At 54.8% G+C, this 16,589-nt stretch carries 14 protein-coding genes and 1 other annotated feature; of the genes, 8 read left to right on the top strand and 6 right to left on the bottom strand.

Going from position 1 to position 16,589, the window contains the following annotated elements:
- Positions 1-34 precede the first annotated feature (34 nt).
- The 3 genes from dnaX to C7387_RS21105 form a co-directional block, all read right to left on the bottom strand.
- Positions 35-1,966, bottom strand: coding sequence for a DNA polymerase III subunit gamma/tau (dnaX, locus tag C7387_RS21115; RefSeq protein WP_120817424.1), 1,932 nt, complete (start codon positions 1,964-1,966; stop codon positions 35-37).
- Positions 641-705, bottom strand: a sequence feature (DnaX frameshifting element). (Overlaps the previous gene by 65 nt.)
- A 215-nt stretch (positions 1,967-2,181) precedes the next feature.
- On the bottom strand, positions 2,182-2,733 hold the full coding sequence (gene apt / locus C7387_RS21110; RefSeq protein WP_038254383.1) for an adenine phosphoribosyltransferase: 552 nt from the start codon (positions 2,731-2,733) through the stop codon (positions 2,182-2,184).
- A 147-nt stretch (positions 2,734-2,880) separates the two neighbouring features.
- Positions 2,881-3,264 (bottom strand): DUF454 family protein, encoded by a 384-nt coding sequence (locus C7387_RS21105; protein WP_120817423.1) that lies wholly within the window; start codon positions 3,262-3,264, stop codon positions 2,881-2,883.
- A 67-nt stretch (positions 3,265-3,331) separates the two neighbouring features.
- Between C7387_RS21105 and priC the strand changes: the two genes are divergently transcribed.
- Together priC and rsmS are read left to right on the top strand one after the other, a co-directional pair.
- A complete protein-coding gene (gene priC / locus C7387_RS21100) occupies positions 3,332-3,859 on the top strand; it encodes a primosomal replication protein N'' (RefSeq protein WP_120817422.1) in 528 nt (175 codons plus the stop codon).
- A gap of 13 nt (positions 3,860-3,872) precedes the next feature.
- Complete coding sequence (gene rsmS / locus C7387_RS21095; protein ID WP_120817421.1) at positions 3,873-4,046, top strand: pleiotropic regulatory protein RsmS; 174 nt, start codon at positions 3,873-3,875, stop codon at positions 4,044-4,046.
- A gap of 7 nt (positions 4,047-4,053) precedes the next feature.
- On the opposite strand, the gene mscK is transcribed toward rsmS, so the two are convergent.
- Positions 4,054-7,398 carry a mechanosensitive channel MscK gene (mscK, locus tag C7387_RS21090; RefSeq protein ID WP_040903384.1) on the bottom strand — a complete coding sequence of 1,115 codons (3,345 nt, stop codon included), beginning with the start codon at positions 7,396-7,398 and terminating at the stop codon, positions 4,054-4,056.
- Positions 7,399-7,526: 128 nt separating this feature from the next.
- Positions 7,527-8,180 (bottom strand): multidrug efflux transporter transcriptional repressor AcrR, encoded by a 654-nt coding sequence (acrR, locus tag C7387_RS21085; protein WP_120817420.1) that lies wholly within the window; start codon positions 8,178-8,180, stop codon positions 7,527-7,529.
- 136 nt (positions 8,181-8,316) lie between these two features.
- On the opposite strand from acrR, the gene acrA reads away from it, so the two are divergent.
- The 6 genes from acrA to C7387_RS21055 all read left to right on the top strand — a co-directional run bounded on the left by acrA (position 8,317) and on the right by C7387_RS21055 (position 15,113).
- On the top strand, positions 8,317-9,510 hold the full coding sequence (gene acrA, locus C7387_RS21080; protein WP_038254373.1) for a multidrug efflux RND transporter periplasmic adaptor subunit AcrA: 1,194 nt from the start codon (positions 8,317-8,319) through the stop codon (positions 9,508-9,510).
- A gap of 22 nt (positions 9,511-9,532) precedes the next feature.
- On the top strand, positions 9,533-12,688 hold the full coding sequence (gene acrB, locus C7387_RS21075; RefSeq protein WP_006818851.1) for a multidrug efflux RND transporter permease subunit AcrB: 3,156 nt from the start codon (positions 9,533-9,535) through the stop codon (positions 12,686-12,688).
- Positions 12,689-13,189: 501 nt separating this feature from the next.
- Entirely contained in the window at positions 13,190-13,564 is a 375-nt protein-coding gene (tomB, locus tag C7387_RS21070; RefSeq protein ID WP_006818850.1) for an Hha toxicity modulator TomB, read from the top strand.
- Positions 13,565-13,591: 27 nt separating this feature from the next.
- Positions 13,592-13,810 carry an HHA domain-containing protein gene (locus C7387_RS21065; RefSeq protein WP_006818849.1) on the top strand — a complete coding sequence of 73 codons (219 nt, stop codon included), beginning with the start codon at positions 13,592-13,594 and terminating at the stop codon, positions 13,808-13,810.
- A gap of 181 nt (positions 13,811-13,991) precedes the next feature.
- Positions 13,992-14,549, top strand: coding sequence for a maltose O-acetyltransferase (maa, locus tag C7387_RS21060; RefSeq protein WP_006818848.1), 558 nt, complete (start codon positions 13,992-13,994; stop codon positions 14,547-14,549).
- Positions 14,550-14,642: 93 nt separating this feature from the next.
- Positions 14,643-15,113: a YlaC family protein gene (locus C7387_RS21055; protein ID WP_120817419.1), complete on the top strand. Its 471-nt coding sequence runs from the start codon at positions 14,643-14,645 to the stop codon at positions 15,111-15,113.
- Here the strand turns inward: C7387_RS21055 and pdxR are convergent.
- Positions 15,088-16,539: a MocR-like pyridoxine biosynthesis transcription factor PdxR gene (gene pdxR / locus C7387_RS21050; protein ID WP_120817418.1), complete on the bottom strand. Its 1,452-nt coding sequence runs from the start codon at positions 16,537-16,539 to the stop codon at positions 15,088-15,090. The genes C7387_RS21055 and pdxR overlap by 26 nt on opposite strands.
- Positions 16,540-16,589 lie beyond the last annotated feature (50 nt).

Genomic DNA, 16,589 nt, shown 5'->3' with positions numbered 1-16,589 from the left:
GATGGTGATATCGACCCGCAAGCCAGGCTTACGGTCAAATGGGGCGAATACTCTCTTCATCCAGGTCCGCATCGAAGAATCGACGCAGCGTCTGAATGTTGCTATCCGCAATCATGGCCTCGCGCGCCTGCGCGAGCTTTTCTTCGTAAATGGCCTGTCGCCACTCCAGCGGCGTGCGGTGAGTTGGATTATCATCTTCTGTGATGGTTAATTCAACGGGCGCACCCTGCAGCGTCGACATTGCCTCAGCCAGCGCTTTTTGCGCACCGGCCGAGTTCAGGTGACGTTGCGTTGGCCGTAAGTGCAGACAAACCTGATTGCCGGTCTGCTCTTTCCACGCGTTGAGCGCCACCTGCTCAACCAATTTCGGTAGCTGGAGCTGGCTGACCTCTGCCGCCCAGGCATCGCGTTCGATGGCCTCTGCCGCAAGCTTAGCCGCCAGCTCTGGCGTTTTCTCGTGCTCCAGCGCTTTTTTCAGCGCCTTCGGCGTGGCCACCTCTTCTTTCACGGTTTCGACAATCGTGGTGGCCTTCCAGCGGTACGCCTCTTTCTTCACCGCTTTCTGCTGCTCAAGCGCGGCAGGAGCCGGACGCGCCTGAACGCGCTCCGTCACGGATGCCAGTCTTTCCAGCGCAGCGTTATTCACCGGCCGCGCGCGGGAAGCGGCTGCCGGTTCACTCTTTTTTGCTTTGGTCGCTCCCTGGGTGCGTTGCAGCTGGTTACGGGCTGCCAGCACCTGACTCGTGGAGTCCGGTAGCGATTCGTTCTGATATGCCGGGGCCGCCGGGCTTTGCACGGGAACCTGATTAGGGTTCAGCACCGCCGTTGGCGCGACGGGCGCAAAAGACTGCGCCTGAACCTCCGGCTCTGGCAGCGGCTGGCGCGGGTGGAATGCCAGCGCGCGCAGCAGCGTCATTTCAATACCCATCCGCCTGTCTGGCGCATAGGGCAACTCTTTGCGCCCTACCAGCATGGTCTGATAGTAGAGCTGAACATCCGTGGGCGGTACGGTTCGCGCCAGTTCGCGCATCCGCTGCTCAACGGCTGCCATATCTGTACCCAGCGCCGATGGCGACAGCTGGACCATTGCGACACGGTGCAGCAGGCTTTGCATTTCTACCAGCAGCGCCTCCCACTCAACGCCGCGCTGGGCGGCATCGTTAACGAGGTTCATCACGCGCTCGCCGTCGGCGGCGACCAGCGCCTCAACAATCGACAGCGCCTGTGAGTCGTCGAGGGTGCCGAGCATCTGGCTCACGGCTTCGGTGGTCAGCTGGCCTTCCCCGCTGGCAATCGCCTGATCGGTGAGGCTCAGTGCATCACGCAGGCTGCCGTCGGCGGCGCGCGCCAGCAGCTGTAACGCCCGTGGTTCAGACTCGATATGCTCTTCGGCGAGAATATGCTCGAGCTGGTGACGGATCTGCTCTACGTCCAGCGCCTTCAGATGGAATTGCAGGCAACGGGAGAGAATGGTCACCGGCAGCTTTTGCGGATCGGTGGTCGCCAGCAGGAATTTGACGTGCGATGGCGGCTCTTCCAGCGTTTTCAACAGCGCGTTAAAGCTGTGACGCGAGAGCATGTGCACTTCATCGATCAGATAGACTTTAAAGCGGCCGCGCGCCGGGGCGTACTGGACGTTATCCAGCAGATCGCGGGTATCTTCAACTTTGGTTCGCGACGCCGCATCGATCTCAATCAGATCGACAAAGCGCCCCTGCTCGATTTCACGGCAGTTATCGCACACGCCGCACGGCGTCGCGGTGATCCCGGATTCGCAGTTAAGCCCCTTCGCCAGCAAGCGGGCAATAGAGGTCTTACCGACGCCACGGGTGCCGGAGAAGAGATACGCGTGATGAATACGCCCTAACGATAAGCCATTCGCCAGGGCGGTCAGCACATGTTCCTGGCCGACAACGTCAGCAAAGGTTTGTGGTCGCCATTTTCGGGCTAAGACCTGATAACTCATGGGCAGGCTCTGAAACGCTGGAAGGTGGATAGTCGGAGAGTAATGCTAACACAGCCTCGCGGTGACCGCGAGGCTGTGTCTCGGGAACTGATAAATCAGGCGTTATCGTTGCAGCCAGTTTGGATTCGGACAGCGCGGAAAAACCGGAGCGTACCTGGAGTACGTGAGGATTTTGAGCACTGCCCGGGGGCAAAATGGCAAATAAGATAGCCTGATCAGTGTCCCGGGAATGGTACGAGGCTATAACAGTTAATCCCCTGGCTCTCGAGGCGCTGCTCGCCGCCCAGATCGAACAGGTTGATGATGAAGGCGGCATCATTTACTTCTCCGCCCAGACGACGAATAAGCTTCACGGTGGCTTCAATGGTGCCGCCGGTTGCCAGCAGATCGTCCACCACCAGCACTTTGTCGCCCGGTTTGATGGCATCGGTATGAATTTCCAGCTTATCGGTACCGTACTCAAGCTCGTAGCTTTCGGAAATGGTTTCGCGCGGCAGTTTGCCCGGTTTGCGCACCGGAACAAAACCGACGCCCATGGCCAGAGCTACCGGCGCGCCAAACAGAAAACCACGCGCTTCGGTGCCGACGACTTTGGTGATACCTGCGTCTTTGTAACGCTCGGTGAGCAGTTCAATGCTCAGCGCATAGGCTTTCGGATCTTCCAGCAAACTGGTGACGTCCCGGAACAGGATGCCAGGTTTTGGATAGTCCTGGACGCTTTTGATGCTGTTTTTCAGATATTCAAGCTGCTGTGCAGTCGCGGTCATAAGAGTGTGCCTGATAAAAACGATGTTGCTAAACGGCGCGCGATAACGGTATCAGAAGGGAGTTTCGCTCAACCTTTGACCAGTCGCACCCGTACTCGAAAACGCCCGAATTTACTGGCTGCGGGTGAGAATTGCAACCGTCATTCGTCAGCTTTCTGGTTTTTGTTGTTTTTTATCAACGACGGGAATACGCCACATAAAAAACAGCAAGCAGCTTAGGATAACCAACAGCAAAATTCTGACCCATGCCATTTTCACCAGCCATAATGAAACCGCGAAAGTGACTAAAATCAGAAGAATAGCGCGTGGTTTGGCGCCTTTTGGCATTGCTTTATGCTGCTGCCAGAAACGGAGATAACCGCCAAACCAGGAGCGGTACAGCAGCCAGTGATGAAAACGGGGTGATGAACGGGCAAAGCACCAGGCGGCCAGCAGAATAAACGGCGTCGTCGGCAACAACGGCAATACGACCCCCAATGTGCCAAGGGCTACCGCTAACCAGCCAATGATGATTAAAATAGTCCGTTGCATGATGAGAATCGTTATCAAATTTAGCCGCTAATGTAGCATAAACCGGAGCCGGAATCGGAAGGCCGATGTGAAAACTGATTTACTTTTACATACCCTTGAACAGCAGCTTGCGCAGCTTGAAGCACGCGTTGGCCCGCTGGCGCATTTTGCGACGCTCGGCCCCCGCTTCGACCGGCAGCTGTTTCAGACCCGCAGCCCGCTTTTGCAGGACTGCCTGGAAGAAACGCGCCATCATCTGACGGCGCTGAAACAGGCCATTGAGAAGCAGCAGTTGCCGCAAATTGTCTGGCTGACGGAACGGCTGGCAGCGCAGGTGGAGGCGATCTCCCGAGAAACTGCGGCCTGGTCACTGCGTTCGTGGGACAGCGGTTCGCCGTCACTGATTCGCTGGCAGCGCAAGCGCCTGCAGCATCAGGAGTATGAGCGCCGTCTGCTGGAGATGACCCAGGAACGCCAGCGGCAACTGGCACAGACGCAGGATTTCACCGAACAGCAGCGCCTGACGCGTGAAGTTGAGGCTTTTAACGGCAGGCTCACCCGCTGCCGCAAGGCATTGCAGGGTATTGATGCGGTTATTGCGCGCATGACGCGCTAACAAAGGAGAGAATATGTCGCTGGAAAAAGCCCCGGATGACGTCAAACTGGCGGTCGATCTGATTATGCTGCTGGAAGAGCACGCCATCGCCCCACAAACGGTGCTGAGCGCGCTGGAAATAGTAAAACGGGATTACGAGAACAAAATGAAAACGACTCCACCCCCATCGGGAAAGGAGCCGTTATAGCGCAGAATCAGGCCGGTGTCGGGTCGTCGCCCTTCACTTCGCGCTTCACTTCCGTCACTTCATCACCTTTTTCATTTCTCAGGTGAACTTCAAGCTGGTTGAAGGCGATGTCGATCCCGTTTTCACGGCACAGGCGATCGATGGCGCGGTTGAGTTCATCCACCGTATAGCTACGATCGCGCAGCTCGCGCACATAGAGGCGCAGTTCGTGATCCAGCGTGCTGGCGCCGAACGTGGTGAAGAAGACCGAAGGTGCCGGATCCGGCATGACTTTCGAGTGCTCATGTGCCGCCTTCAGTAACACCTCTTTCACCTTATCGAGATCCGAGCCATAGGCCACGCCAAGGCGGATAACCACGCGGGTGATGGTATCGGACAGCGACCAGTTGATGAGACGCTCGGTCACAAACGCTTTGTTCGGAATGATCACTTCTTTACGGTCAAAATCGGTAATGGTCGTCGCACGAATACGGATCTTGCTGACCGTCCCGGAGAAGGTCCCGATGGTGACGGTATCGCCAATACGCACCGGGCGCTCGAAGAGAATAATCAGGCCCGAGACGAAGTTACCGAAGATCTCCTGCAAGCCAAAACCAAGACCTACCGACAGCGCTGCCGCCAGCCATTGCAGTTTGTCCCACGAGACGCCAAGCGATCCAAACACCGTCATCGCGCCTGCCGCAATAATGACGTAGTTGAGGATAGTGGTTATCGCGTACGAAGCCCCCTGCCGCATGTTGAGCCTGGAGAGGACGATAACCTCCAGCAGGCCCGGCAGGTTGCGGATAAGCGCCCAGGCGACCATCGAGGCAATGATAGCGAAGAGCAGACTACCGAGCGTGACGCTCTTCATCACGCTGACACCTGCTTCCGTACCGTTGTATTGCCACAGCGTAATGCTGTCGAGATAAGCAAACACGGTGATGAGATCGGACCAAATCGCCCAGAACATCACGCCAAATAGCGCCACCATCACCAGCATGGTGATACGCAGCGTCTGCTGGTTAACCTGCTCAAGCGCCATGGTGGGCTCTTCCTGCGGCTCGGCCCCTTCGGCACCCTCTTTGACGATGTGCTGACGACGGGCAAGCGCACGACGATAGGCAATACGGCGCGCCGCGACGCTCAGACCGCGCAGCACCGTCTGATACAGCAGGTTCCAGAGAATGACCAGATAAACGGTCTCAATCCAGCGCCCCGCCAGACGCAGCGTGGTATAGAAGTAGCCGGTCGCGGTCAGCACCATCAGCGCAATAGGGACAATCGCCAGCACGGTCACGGTGATAAGACGCAGGCTGTGAGACTCTTTGTCACGCCAGGCGTCACGGCACATCGGCCAGATGAGCACGGCGATAAGCAGCAGGTTCAGCAGAATGACAAACTGCCCCAGCACGTCATCCATCAAATGCAGTGGCGACAGCTCGGAGACTACCGACCAGAAGTGCAGCGGCAGGAGCGCAAGGCTGACGCGGACAATCTGTCGACGCCAGTGGCTGGTGAGCTCCGGTGGCATATTGAAGTGAGTCACCGCCACGCCGTCTTTTTCGAGCACCTTCCAGCACAGACCGAACACCAGCCAGAACAACGCCAGTTTCTTACTGAACGCCCACAGCAGGTCGCTGATATTGAGCTGCATGGTCAGCAGGATAAGCCCTACCGCCAGAATGATCATCACCACCGGCAGCGCCCGAATCAGGTCGATAAGAATCGCTTTCGGGGTATGCAACTGAGTGTCATTGCGCAGTTGTCCGACCTGGGACGCCAGCTTTTGCTGATATGCGCGCAGCCAGCCAAGACGCCAGCGAATGAGCCCGGCAATCAGCAGCAGCGGTAAACCGGCGAGGAAGGCGACAAACACCGCCGGCCACGCCTTTTCCCAGTTAACGGTAATTTTCATCGCCTTAAACTGGTCTTTCAGCGCTTTCGGGAAGGATTTAACCCAATCCCAGTCCATGGGTTTGTTGCTGTTCACCCAGAAAATCTGCTGGGTAAGGATCTCTTTGAGGTTCTTCGAGACGCTCACCAGCTGCTGCTGGTTGATCTGCAGGTTGATAGCCATCATCAGCTGGTTACCCAACTGCTTGTTGAACTGATCGAGCAGTTCGCGGCGCATATCGACAATCTGCAGTAGCGCATCGTGAACCTCCGGGTTCACATCCGCGCTGTGCCCCTCTTCCACCTTAGCGACAAAGGCATCGCTCTGGAACAGGGCATCGCGCTGCTGGTTGACGTCGAACTGCTCCAGACGTAAATCGGCGATGCGGTTGGTCATGTCCTGCAGTTCGTCTGCCGACGGCAGCGTCTGCTGCTGCTGGTAGAGGATACGCGACAGCAGCAGGCTCCCCTTCAGCACTGCAATCTGTTCTTTGATATTGCGTTCGGACTGCAGCGCACGGTCCAGCCAGTTTTTGACTTTGATGTTCTGCTGAACCAGCTGGTTACCATTTTCAGTGGCCGTGATGAGGCGCTGGCTCAGCTGATGGTTGATATCCAGCTCTTGTTTAACCAGCGGGTTGGCCTGAATGCGCGCGGTTTCATCCGGCGTTACGGCCTCCTGGGCGGTTTTTTCCGTCAGGGTCAGACGTTTACTGTTCACCGCTTCCTGCAGTAACTGCAGCTGGTGTTCCAGACGGTTGCTGTTGGCGGTGACGTAATCGCGTTGTTTTTGCAGGGTATCCTGCAGCGTAGTGTTACCTTCAAGGCTCTTACGCTGCTGATCTATCTGCGCGTTGAGCAATGCCTGCTGGGCCAGCAGCAGGGTTTGCTGGCTGGGACGCAAAGCGGCTTCTTCAACCGCAGTTCCGTTCAGGCGGTTACGAATCTGTTGAAGCTGCTGCGAGGCCGTGTACATGGCGTTTTGCACGCGTTCTGGCTGGGTTTGCAGCGACACCAGTTGACTGTTGTAGGTGGCAAGGTCGCTTTGTGCGGTTTGCAACTGGTCCAGCATATCGGTGACCCGGGCTTCCAGCTGGCGCAGCGACAAGGTGCTCAGCGTTTTGCGGGTTTCCTCGTCGCTGTCCACATCGCTGAGTGCATTCAGGCTATCTGTCGCCTGACGCAGTTTCGCTGGTGCCTGCGCAACCTGTTGCTTAAGCGCGGCGGTCTCTTCTTTCACACGGTCAAGCTTATCCAGCGTCTGCAGCGTCTGATTAAGATCCTGCATGACCTGCTTATCTTGCGGGGTCAGCTCTTTTTGCTTGTTCAGGGTGTTTAACTGGGCCTGAACATCCGCGCGATCGGGCAGGTCATTGGCTCCGGCGCGGGCATACCCCACCGACGTCAAAGCAAAGAAGCTGATGGACAGCACGAACAGTGCTGTAAGCGTGTTTCGCCAACGAATTGAATGCAGCATAGTGTTATCAAGAATAATTGCAGAAACCGGGAAGTCCGGGGCTAGTCGCCCGGCGAAGAATAGCACTTCTGCTAACAGCGGAATAGACGCTGTTGATAAGATAATTCCAGGTCGTTAACGGGCTGGTATCATCCAGCGGGGGGAGAAACCGGTGTGCGAAGCGTGGGGCAGAACTGATACATTTCGAGCATGATGGCCACATAGGCCCGCGCTTCATGCTGCAGATCGAACGACTGGGGGGCAAACAGCCAGTTTTCCATGAGCCCGGAGACCCAGGCGCGCATCAGCACCGCGGCACGCCGGGTGAGTAAATCCGCCGGGAGCTGCTTCGCTTTCATACAATCCAAGAGAACCTGCTCGATACGATCGTAGCTTTGTAAGCAGAGGCTACGCTGCGCCTCCTGCACGACGGCCATCTCGCCAACGAACTCACATTTGTGGTAAATGATTTCCGTCATCAGACGACGACGCTCTTCAATAACTGTAGCTTCAAGAATATAGACTAATATTTCCCTTAAAACTGAGAGTGGATCGCCGGGGAATTTTGCCCGATACTCAGTCTCTAGATCGCTAATGCTGGATTCTGACAGCTCCCAAATTTCACTGAACAAATCTGATTTGTTCTTGAAATGCCAGTAGATAGCTCCGCGCGTAACCCCCGCGGATTTTGCAATCTCCGCCAGCGAGGTAGATGATACCCCTTGCTGAGAAAACAAGCGCAGCGCGACATCCAGGATGTGTTGTCGTGTTTCCAGCGCCTGTTGTTTGGTTTTTCGTGCCATATGTCAGTGAATTTACAGAGGTTAGATTTACATACATTTGTGAATGTTTGTACCATAGCACGACGATAATATAAACATGGGTTTGTGGACATTTGATCCATTGATCAATTTGAAATCGGACACTAGAGGTTTACATATGAACAAAAACAGAGGGTTAACGCCTCTGGCGATCGTTCTGATGCTTGCAGGCAGCGTAGCGCTAACAGGATGTGACGACAAATCGGCTCAACAAGGAGCGCATCAGATGCCAGAAGTTGGCGTCGTAACGCTCAAGTCTGGACCTCTACAGATAACGACGGAACTCCCTGGACGTACCAGCGCGTATCGCGTTGCGGAAGTTCGCCCTCAGGTCAGCGGCATCATCCTGAAGCGTAATTTCGTGGAAGGTAGCGATATTGAAGCGGGCGTTTCACTTTACCAGATTGATCCTGCCACCTATCAGGCAACCTATGACAGTGCAAAAGGCGACCTGGCGAAAGCGCAAGCTGCTGCCAACATCGCTCAGCTGACGGTTAACCGCTATAAGAAACTGCTGGGTACCCAGTACATCAGTCAACAAGACTACGATAACGCCGTAGCGACGCTGCAACAGGCTAACGCTGCCGTCGTGGCAGCGAAAGCGGCGGTTGAAAGTGCGCGCATTAATCTGGCGTACACCAAAGTCACTTCCCCTATCAGCGGCCGTATCGGCAAGTCTGATGTGACCGAAGGTGCCCTGGTACAGAACGGTCAGGCCACCGCGATGGCGACCGTACAGCAGTTGGATCCTATCTATGTTGACGTGACTCAGTCGAGCGATGAGTTCCTGCGTCTGAAACAAGAGATGGCCAACGGCAAGCTGGAACAGGTGAACGGCAAGGCGAAGGTTGAGCTGGTGACGAACGACGGCATTAAATTCCCGCAGGACGGTACGCTGGAGTTTTCTGACGTGACGGTCGATCAGTCCACAGGTTCAATCACCCTGCGCGCTATCTTCCCTAACCCGCAGCATACGCTGCTGCCTGGCATGTTCGTTCGTGCTCGTCTGCAGGAAGGGACCAACCCGGATGCAATGATGGTTCCGCAGCAAGGTGTGACTCGTACACCGCGCGGCGACGCTACCGCACTGGTAGTGGGTGCAGACGATAAAGTCGAACTCCGTCAGATTGTTGCTTCACAGGCGATTGGTGACAAATGGCTGGTAACTTCAGGTCTGAAGACCGGCGATCGCGTCATCATCACAGGACTGCAGAAAGTGCGTCCTGGTGTTCAGGTGAAAGCTCAGGAAGTCGAGGCTGAGAAAAATCAACAAGCCAGCACCGGCAACCAGCCTGAACAACCTAAGTCTTAACTTAAACAGGAGCCGTTAAGACATGGCTAAGTTTTTTATCGATCGCCCCATATTTGCATGGGTTATCGCGATCATCATCATGTTGGCAGGGGCGCTTGCCATCCTGAAGCTGCCAGTGGCGCAATATCCAACGATTGCGCCGCCTGCCATTGCGATTACTGCATCATACCCTGGGGCGGATGCTGAGACCGTGCAAAACACGGTAACTCAGGTTATTGAGCAGAATATGAACGGTATCGACCACCTGATGTATATGTCCTCTAACGGGGACTCAACAGGTACGGCGACCATTACCCTCACCTTTGACTCTGGCACCGATCCTGACATCGCTCAGGTACAGGTACAGAACAAACTGCAGTTAGCAATGCCGCTGTTACCGCAAGAAGTGCAGCAGCAGGGTGTTAGCGTTGAGAAAGCGTCAAACAGCTTCCTGATGGTTGTGGGGGTTATCAACACCAACGGTACGATGGACCAAAATGACTTGTCCGACTACGTCGCGTCAAACATGAAGGATCCTATCAGCCGTACTAACGGGGTGGGTGACGTTCAGCTGTTCGGTGCGCAGTACGCAATGCGTATCTGGATGGATCCGAATAAGCTGAATAACTTCCAGCTTACGCCGGTTGACGTCATTAACGCTCTGAAAGCGCAGAACGCCCAGGTTGCAGCCGGTCAGCTCGGTGGTACGCCGCCGGTCAAAGGCCAGCAGCTGAACGCCTCGATCACCGCGCAGACCCGTCTGACTAACGTGAAAGAGTTCAGCAACATTCTGCTGAAAGTGAATCAGGACGGTTCTCAGGTTCGCCTGCGCGATGTCGCGAAAGTGGAACTGGGTGGTGAAAACTACGACGTTATCGCGATGTATAACGGGAAACCGGCGTCCGGTCTGGGTATTAAACTGGCCACCGGCGCGAACGCCCTCGATACCGCTAAGGCGATTAAAGCCGAACTGGCGCGTATGGAGCAGTTCTTCCCGGCAGGGGTTGAAATCGTTTACCCGTACGACACCACGCCTTTCGTTAAGATTTCCATTAACGAAGTAGTGAAAACGCTGATTGAAGCGATCGTACTGGTATTCCTCGTGATGTATCTGTTCCTGCAGAACTTCCGCGCGACGTTGATCCCAACCATCGCGGTACCGGTCGTTCTGTTGGGGACCTTTGCTATCCTCGCAGCGTTTGGCTATTCGATAAACACCCTAACGATGTTCGGGATGGTGTTGGCGATAGGCCTGCTCGTGGATGACGCCATCGTGGTGGTAGAGAACGTTGAACGTGTGATGGTGGAAGAAGGCCTGCCGCCGAAAGAAGCCACGCGTAAATCGATGGGCCAGATTCAGGGCGCACTGGTCGGTATCGCGATGGTACTTTCCGCAGTGTTCATCCCGATGGCCTTCTTCGGCGGTTCTACCGGTGCAATTTACCGTCAGTTCTCCATCACCATCGTTTCTGCTATGGCCCTGTCGGTTCTGGTGGCATTGATTCTGACGCCAGCACTGTGCGCCACCATGCTGAAGCCGGTTGCCAAAGGCGACCACGGTGAAGGTAAAAAAGGCTTCTTCGGTTGGTTCAACCGCATGTTCGATAAGAGCACGCATCACTACACCGATAGCGTAGGTAACATTCTGCGCAGCACCGGTCGTTATCTGCTGCTCTATATCATCATCGTGGTTGGCATGGCCTACCTGTTCGTTCGTCTGCCAAGTTCGTTCCTGCCAGATGAAGACCAGGGCGTCTTCATGAACATGGTGCAAATGCCAGCGGGCGCAACCCAGGAGCGTACGCAGAAAGTCCTCGATCAGGTTTCGGATTACTACCTGACCAAGGAAAAAGACAACGTCAATTCCGTGTTTACGGTAAACGGCTTTGGCTTTGCGGGCCGTGGGCAGAACGCCGGTATCGCCTTCGTTTCCATGAAAGACTGGAGCCAGCGTGAAGGTAAAGAGAATAAGGTTGAAGCGATCACTGAACGCGCCAACCATTTCTTTGCTGGCATCAAAGACGGCATGGTATTCGCCTTTAACCTGCCAGCGATTATCGAACTGGGTACCGCAACCGGCTTTGACTTTGAGCTGATTGACCAGGGCGGTCTGGGGCATGAAAAACTGACGCAGGCACGTAACCAGCTGTTTGGCGAAGTGGCTAAACATCCTGATCTGTTAGTCGGTGTTCGTCCTAACGGTCTGGAAGATACGCCGCAGTTCAAACTCGATATCGATCAGGAAAAAGCGCAGGCGCTTGGCGTCTCCATCAGCGACATCAACACCACGCTGGGCTCTGCCTGGGGCGGTACCTACGTCAACGACTTTATCGATCGCGGACGTGTTAAGAAGGTGTACCTGATGTCCGAGGCCAAATACCGCATGCTGCCGGATGATATCGGTAAGTGGTACGTCCGTGGTAGCACTGGTCAGATGGTGCCGTTCTCCGCCTTCTCCACTTCCCGTTGGGAATATGGTTCACCGCGTCTGGAACGTTACAACGGTCTGCCATCGATGGAAATCCTCGGTCAGGCGGCTCCGGGTAAGAGTACCGGTGAAGCCATGGCGATGATGGAAGAGTTAGCGAGCAAACTGCCTTCAGGCATTGGCTACGACTGGACGGGGATGTCCTATCAGGAACGTCTCTCCGGCAACCAGGCGCCATCGCTGTATGCGATTTCGCTTATCGTGGTCTTCCTGTGTCTGGCAGCATTGTATGAGAGCTGGTCAATTCCGTTCTCGGTCATGCTGGTAGTACCGCTCGGGGTTATTGGCGCACTGCTGGCCGCGACCATGCGTGGTCTGACGAACGACGTTTACTTCCAGGTGGGCCTGCTGACAACCATTGGCTTGTCGGCGAAGAACGCAATATTGATTGTGGAATTCGCCAAAGACCTGATGGAGAAAGAAGGCAAAGGCCTGATTGAAGCAACGCTCGAAGCGGTTCGTATGCGTCTACGTCCGATTCTGATGACCTCTCTGGCCTTTATCCTCGGGGTAATGCCGCTGGTTATCAGTTCCGGTGCAGGCTCCGGTGCTCAGAACGCCGTAGGTACCGGCGTAATGGGCGGGATGGTCACCGCAACGGTGCTGGCTATCTTCTTCGTTCCTGTGTTCTTTGTGGTGGTACGCCGCCGCTTTAGCAGCAAGAATGAGGATCTTGAGCATAGCCACTCGGTTGAGCACAAGTCATCCTGATACCTTTAAGGGCCGCGAAAGCGGCCCTTTTCATTTGCATAGTTCAATGTACAAAAACAAACTTATTCACGGATATCAGAACGGCTTTGCAGGGTATATAATAGATAGTAAGGGGATCCCCCTGGCATTCATACGTCTTAATAAGTCCAGGTTTAGTGTGGCAATAACCAGGAATATTCCTGGTTGTGTGCTGATGTGAAGAATCGTTATTGCGACAATGACTTCTATCAATATTACTAAATCGATGAATTGTAAGGGCGAAACCTGAACTCTGCTGATACGAGCAAGTCTAAAGTATTAGGACAACTCATCAATCGCAGCCTTAAGATTTATAAGGCATATTATTTGTAATTTTTCGTAATAGCGCGGTGAAATCTTTTTAAGAGTAGATTATAGTAATCATTAACAGGATTACCGCTAATGTATCAGGTCAGTAAGTAGTCTCCATCCCGTAACGGTGTTTGATCGTCGTTGTGTATACCACTCATAAGGGGATGCGTTATGGACGAATATTCGCCAAAAAGACATGATATCGCGCAGCTTAAATTTCTCTGCGAAACCCTGTATCATGACTGCCTTGCTAACCTTGAGGAGAGCAACCATGGCTGGGTTAATGACCCAACCTCGGCGGGGAATCTCCAGCTAAACGAACTGCTTGAGCACATCGCGACCTTCGCGTTGAATTACAAGATTAAGTACAACGAAGACAATAAACTGATAACTCAGATTGATGAATACCTGGACGACACTTTTATGTTGTTCAGTAACTATGGCATTAATGCTGAAGACTTACAGAAATGGCGAAAGTCCGGAAATCGTTTGTTCCGCTGTTTTACTAATGTAAGTCGCGCCAACCCGGTGAGTCTTTCGTGTTAGAATTATTACAATCAAAAAGGTAAATTTATGACAGATAAACCATTAACTAAAACTGATTATTTGATGCGACTGCGACGTTGTCAGTCTATTGACACGCTGGAGCGTGTTATTGAAAAAAATAAATATGAACTTTCTGACAATGAGCTGGCGGTATTTTACTCAGCCGCCGATCATCGTCTGGCTGAATTGACCATGAATAAACTCTACGACAAGATCCCCACTTCGGTATGGAAGTTCATTCGTTAATCACAAGGCTATCACCTCTTAAACTTTACCTCTGTTATGTCTGCCCTGGCTGCGATAGCTTTGCGTCTTCATTTCCGGAACTGACTGGTAATGTGACTGTTATCACAGCAACGTGGCGGGAACGTTCCCTTCTTGACTGTCAGCCTTTACTGTAGTCCCGTACCTTGACGGGAGAAAAAGGATGAGTGAAGAAAAACATAAGATGATCAATGGCGAACCCTACCGCCCCGGCGATGAAACGCTACGGGCCGATCGTCTGCGGGCGCGTCAGTTGATTCATCGCTACAACCACAGCGCACCTGATGAACGTGCCGAACGCAGCGCCCTGCTGCATGAGCTGCTGGGTGACGCCCGCGATGCTTATATTGAACCGACTTTCCGCTGCGATTATGGCTACAACATTTTTGTTGGCAGCAATTTCTACGCTAACTTCGACTGCGTGATGCTTGATGTCTGCCCGATTCGCATCGGCGACAACTGCATGCTGGCGCCGGGCGTCCATATCTACACCGCCACCCACCCTCTCGACGCCACCGAGCGTAACAGCGGGCTGGAGTTCGGAAAACCGGTCGTGATTGGTGATAACGTATGGATTGGCGGTCGCGCGGTGATTAACCCAGGGGTCACCATCGGCGACAACGCGGTGATTGCTTCTGGCGCGGTAGTCGTTAAAGATGTCCCCGCCAACGCGGTGGTCGGGGGTAACCCGGCTCGGGTCATAAAGTGGCTGAATCAGTAACTGTTATGGTTTTCTGCAACTAATCTGTTACTTTTCGCATCGGTTACTGCAACATAAAATACATTGTTATTATCTGCAGAACCCGAGGTCCGGATGACAGAGATCCAGCGACTGCTCACCAACACTATTGATGAGCTTAATCTTCAGGAAAAGCGCGACAACCGGCCGCGCTTTAGTATCAGCTTTATTCGCAACCACCCCGGCCTGTTTCTCGGCATGTATGCGGCGTTCCTCGCGACATTAATTGTCATGCTGCGCTCGGAAACCCTGGTCGACTCCGTCTGGCTTTTGGTGGTGCTGTTTATCGTGCTGAACGCCTTCTTCTTTTTTGACGTTTACCCACGCTATCGCTACGAAGATATCGACGTCCTCGATTTTCGCGTTTGCTATAACGGTGAATGGTACAACACCCGCTTTGTGCCAACGCAGCTCATCGACAGCATCCTGCAATCGCCGGGCGTTGCTAAACAGCAGAAATCACAGCTGCAGAAGATGATTGCCACCAAAGGCGAACTCTCTTTCTACGACGTCTTCAGCCTTACCCGCGTCGGCAGCGCCGCATAATTTGCTGCAACGTCCGCAGCGCAGCCGGAAACTGCGAAGCGGACGTACTGCCATACCCCAGCACCAGGCCGCTACGCGCCTCGGTCTCATCCAGCCAGAAACGGCTCAGCGCCGCTGGGGCCAGCTGATACTGCCGTGCCTGCTGTACCACCGCCACATCATCAATCCCGTCGATCTGTACCGTTAAATGCATCCCGCCACCGCCGCCGATAATCTGATGCGGGAATAAAAGCTCGCGGCCAATCGCCTCGCGCAGTTGTAGCTGCCGTTTACGATACAAACGGCGCATCGAGGCCAGGTGGCGCGCATAATGTCCTTCTTCAATGAAATGCGCCAGCGCCACTTGTTCTGTGCGGTGGCCGCCGCGAAGCAGTGAACTAATCAGCGGCTGCACCGCCGCGGCCAGCACCTTTGGCATCACCATAAAACCAATGCGCAGCGCCGGAAACAGCGTCTTGCTGAATGTGCCAAGATACACCACCGGCGCGTTCTCCATCATTCCAAGCATCGCCGGAATGGGCTCGCCGCTGTAGCGAAACTCACTGTCATAATCATCTTCCACGATCCACGCCCCCTGCTTGCGGGCAAACTCCAGCAGCGCCAGACGTCGGGAGGCGCTCAGCACCGTGCCATACGGATACTGATGCGATGGCGAGGTAAAAATAAGACGCGGCAGCGGCGCATTTCCCTCAGGCTGCATGCCCTCTTCACCCACCGGGATCCCCACCACGTGCAGACCAGCAGACAAAAAGGCGCTTTTCGCCCCGACATAGCCCGGCTCTTCCACCCAGGCGGTTTCACCTGCTTCGCTCAACAGTCGGGCACACAGAGTTAACCCTTCAAGCGCCCCTTCAGTGATCACAATCTGGCTGGCGTCACAGGAGATCGCCCGCGAGAGCGTCAGGTGCCGGGCAATGGCTTCACGCAGGCGCATCTCTCCGGCGGAATCGCCATAGCCCAGCAGCGCGCTCCCTTCCTCACGCAGCGTACGGTCAATGATCCGCCGCCACAGCGGTAATGGGAAATAGTTCACCGCCGGCGTGCCCGGCGTCAGCATCAGCGTGGGGGAATCACGCTGCGTCCCGGCGGGCAGCCTCGCGAGGTGAGGCGGTAGCCTGACGGCCGGCGGCTCGGGCGCGTCCACGACCGGGCGCTGCGGCAGTATCGCCACCCGTGAGCCCTGCCTGTCGCGAAGCAGATAGCCCTCCGTCGCCAGCTGTTCCAGCGCACCGTTGACCGTATTACGCGAGACAGTGAGCGTTTGCGCCATCGCCCGTGACCCCGGTAGCCGGCTTTTGGCCCCTAGCGTGCCGCGCAGAATCGCCTCCTGTAACGCGTGGTATAACGCGCGCTGCAGCGTCTCTTCGCCGCGCTGAGCAAGCGCCTGGTTCAGCAGGGTATAAAACGCGTCGTCGGGAATGTTCACTTATCACCTCGTGGTACCATCAGATTGATTCATCATGGCACTTTTTACAG

This window comes from Yokenella regensburgei (genome assembly GCF_003634235.1).
Classification (GTDB): Bacteria; Pseudomonadota; Gammaproteobacteria; order Enterobacterales; family Enterobacteriaceae; genus Yokenella; species Yokenella regensburgei.
Note: the sequence above shows the minus strand (reverse complement) of the source record. Positions and strands in the feature narration are given on the sequence as shown.